Below are 3,319 nucleotides of genomic sequence, written 5' to 3' on the forward strand. Positions count from 1 at the left end.
GCCGAGGAGGCTCGCCGAAACGCCCACGGAAAGCGAAGCACCTGGAGCGCAAATCAACAGCCAAGTTTAACACAGCCTAACAAATAAAAGACTTCCCAGTAAATCTCTGGAAAGTCCTTTAGATTATTTAATTAATGAATGTTTAAATGCATAAATCACGGCCTGTGTACGATCTTGGACGTTCAATTTGCTTAAGATATTGCTGACGTGGGTTTTAACGGTTTTTAAAGCAATAAACAATTCATCCGCAATGTCCTGATTGGTTTTTCCTTCGGCCATTAACAGTAATATTTCTAGCTCCCGGCTAGTAAGTTCTTCATGGGGCAAGTGCTGTGTTTTCTGACGCATTTTCATCATCATTTTTCCAGTAACCTCAGGCTCGAGTACGGATTGTCCATGATATGTAGCCCGAACCGCATTAGCAATTTCACTCGCTTTTGATGTCTTCAGCATATAGCTGGTTGCACCTGCTTCTAGTGCCGGGTAGACCTTCTCATCGTCCAAAAAGCTTGTGACAATAATAACCTTGGCATCTGGCCACTGTTCAATGATTTGCCGTGTTGCTTCGATGCCATCCATTTCTTTCATGACTAAATCCATCAAGATAATATCTGGGCGAAGGGAAAGCGCAAGCTCTACGCCTTTCATTCCGTTATCCGCCTCTCCAACCACATCGATGTCAGGTTGGGCAGAAAGATACGCGGACACACCAATCCGCACCATTTCATGATCATCCACAAATAACACTCTAATCATTTGCCACATCTCCATTTTTTAACACTGGTACTTTTACTTCCAGCCTGGTTCCTTTATTTTTCACACTGATGACCTTTAAGGTTCCGCCGATTTCAAGCGCTCGTTCATGCATATTCTGCATTCCGTAAGAGCCGGCTTTAGCCTCCTCCACAAGAAAGCCCACTCCGTCATCCACAATGCGCATGATCACTAGGTCATCACGTTTAATCAGCAATACCTCTAGAATATTTGCTTTCGCATGTCTAAGTGTATTCGAAACAGATTCTTGGAGGATTCGGAACAAATGGTCCTCGAGCCCTTTATCAAGTGAAAAAGCTTCTACTTTCCATTTAATATCCATAGTTACCTTAAGAGATAATTCGAGCATCAGCTCCTCAATTCCTTCTTGAAGAGTTTTATTTTTGAGTGCAACTGGACGAAGATGAAGCAGCAGGGCACGCATTTCTAATTGAGACTGATGAATCATTTCTTCCACCATTTTCAGCTGTTTGGCTTCAAAATTTTCCTCAGGTGATTTCTGTTCATTAATTGCGGACATCATCATCGAGGCCGCAAATAATTGCTGGCTAACCGAGTCGTGCAGTTCACGGGCAAGCCGGTTCCGTTCCTGTTCAATGATTTCCTGGATTCTTGCCTCTTGGTCCTCCACTTTTTCGGTAGCAAGCCGCTGGGATAGCTTGGCCTGCTCGGCAATTTGCTTCCCGATTTTCTCAATTCTTTTGGCGATGGTTTGCATTTCGGTAATCGCTGGCTTTTCTTGAAAATCGGTGTGCTTCCCTTCTTCAAGCTGATGTAAGGAATGGTCAATGCTTAGAAACTGGTTGCGCCAATATAGGCCCGTTAATGCTCCCAAAAGGATGCCAATCACAATACTAAAGGATGGGACAAACACAACAAAAGGTATACCCATAAAATGCTTTGTCCATAGTTCTGACCAATCATTTAATGGATATACGACTAGGAACACTGCACCGATGAAAATCGAAGTAAAGAAACCAAACGTGATTCCCCAGACGATTTGACGACCTGTTGTACTCATATTCGGCTCACCTCTAAATTCCCGACGATGAGCGAAGTAAAGATTTTTATTTTTTGCTCTGCCGTGTCATAGCCCGGTGTTTTTACCTGATACACCTGGTTAAAAATCTTCTGCTCCTGATGCTCAAACACCTTGGTGCCACCCATAATACCGGAATGATGAATACTTACTTCCAATTCATACGGAACAAGAACGTGAACATTTCCGATGATATTGCGGATAAAAATGACAGTCTCTCCTTTAGGCAGCATCGTAAAGCTAAGGTCGATGACCGTATCACCAATCCCCGTCTGAATGTTAATATCATCCCATTCGTATACTCCATTAGGCGTTTTTTGTTGGCCAATAAATTTATTTTCAAAAAGTGGTTTCGTTTTAATTAGTGTTTCCGTTGTTAGCTGTTGTACCGGTTCAATAAATTGCGGATTCATTTTGTTGGGATTTCTTTTGGATGTAAGATATTGAATAAAAAAGTGCAGTAAGATGGCTAATAATAAAAATTTAAACGTCATCATATTGAAGATACTGATCGCAAAGAAGACAATTCCTCCGTAAAATAGCAGCCTGCCGAACTTCTTTTTCATTCTTTTTCTACCAAGGTAAATCATTCCACCAGCGATAAAAAGAGAGAAAATAAGCCCACTATTGAAAAATAATATTTCCAGCAGCAACACAACGATCCCTATAAAGACCAGCCAAGCGGTATAATCGTTTTTAGCATTTTTAAACATCGGCTCACCCTCCCTTTTTATTTTATGGATAAAAGGCGTAGGAACCTACGCCTCTTCTAGAATATCATTTTTTCAGCCTAAATGGACTTGCTTTCTTCTAATTTCGTGTCTTTTTCTAGCTGCGCAATTCTGGCATCGATCGTGCTGCGATAGTAGGAGCTGTTGACTTGATGCTCCAAGCGATCTAAGTAGTTATCGATATCTTTAAAGCGAGAGAAAGATTTGCTTGAATAGTCATTTTGATCAAGCACCTGGTTAATGCGGTGGTTTGCACGGGCGATATTTTCACGACCCATTAGTTCCATACGGCGCAGATGCATGTCTTTCAGTTTATGTTTCATTTCCTCATATTTGCGCTCCAATTCAGCAAGCTGCCCATTTACTTGTTCAAGGGAAGCACTTAGGCGCTGTGCTCTATCGGCATATTGTTCATATTCGGCTTGAGCAAATTGATGAAGCTCTGTTTCACCGGCTCTTAAAGCTACTTCTGCTTGATATTTTCGTTTTTCGGCTAGATCAGCTGCTTGCCGTTGTTCTCTTGAAAATTCATCTTTCAATTTATATTGGCGTTCCACCAATTTGCGTACCTTTTCAGTCTCCATCTCACATTCACGAAGATATTGATTTAGCATCGCTATTGGATTTTTTTGTTCCTTTTGATCCATTGCTTCATGTAAATCAGCCATTACCACGTTTTTAATTCTTGAAAATAAATTTGTCATGTTCATACTCTCCTTTTTATTGTTCTTTAATAATAGGATGTTGATTTCCGCTTCAGGCACTTCGCTTTCCG

4 protein-coding genes are annotated in these 3,319 nt (G+C 41.2%); all 4 read right to left on the bottom strand.

The genetic code is table 11. From position 1 onward, the window contains the following. Positions 1–123 precede the first annotated feature (123 nt). The 4 genes from V7083_RS22445 to V7083_RS22460 all read right to left on the bottom strand — a co-directional run bounded on the left by V7083_RS22445 (position 124) and on the right by V7083_RS22460 (position 3,248). Positions 124–756 carry a response regulator transcription factor gene (locus tag V7083_RS22445; protein WP_335482260.1) on the bottom strand — a complete coding sequence of 211 codons (633 nt, stop codon included), beginning with the start codon at positions 754–756 and terminating at the stop codon, positions 124–126. After that, positions 749–1,795, bottom strand: coding sequence for a sensor histidine kinase (locus V7083_RS22450; RefSeq protein ID WP_335482262.1), 1,047 nt, complete (start codon positions 1,793–1,795; stop codon positions 749–751). The genes V7083_RS22445 and V7083_RS22450 overlap by 8 nt, the downstream gene beginning before the upstream one ends. Next, positions 1,792–2,526, bottom strand: coding sequence for a cell wall-active antibiotics response protein LiaF (gene liaF, locus V7083_RS22455; RefSeq protein WP_335482264.1), 735 nt, complete (start codon positions 2,524–2,526; stop codon positions 1,792–1,794). The genes V7083_RS22450 and liaF overlap by 4 nt, the downstream gene beginning before the upstream one ends. 77 nt (positions 2,527–2,603) lie before the next feature. Then, positions 2,604–3,248: a PspA/IM30 family protein gene (locus V7083_RS22460; RefSeq protein ID WP_335482269.1), complete on the bottom strand. Its 645-nt coding sequence runs from the start codon at positions 3,246–3,248 to the stop codon at positions 2,604–2,606. Positions 3,249–3,319 lie beyond the last annotated feature (71 nt).

This window comes from Bacillus sp. JJ1764 (genome assembly GCF_036962145.1).
GTDB lineage: Bacteria > Bacillota > Bacilli > Bacillales > Cytobacillaceae > Neobacillus.

What these genes read in the sequence shown, in the direction of transcription:
- V7083_RS22445 (WP_335482260.1), bottom strand. Translation starts at nt 756, where the DNA reads ATGATTAGAGTGTTATTTGTGGATGATCATGAAATGGTGCGGATTGGT.
- V7083_RS22450 (WP_335482262.1), bottom strand. Translation starts at nt 1,795, where the DNA reads ATGAGTACAACAGGTCGTCAAATCGTCTGGGGAATCACGTTTGGTTTC.
- liaF (WP_335482264.1), bottom strand. Translation starts at nt 2,526, where the DNA reads ATGTTTAAAAATGCTAAAAACGATTATACCGCTTGGCTGGTCTTTATA.
- V7083_RS22460 (WP_335482269.1), bottom strand. Translation starts at nt 3,248, where the DNA reads ATGACAAATTTATTTTCAAGAATTAAAAACGTGGTAATGGCTGATTTA.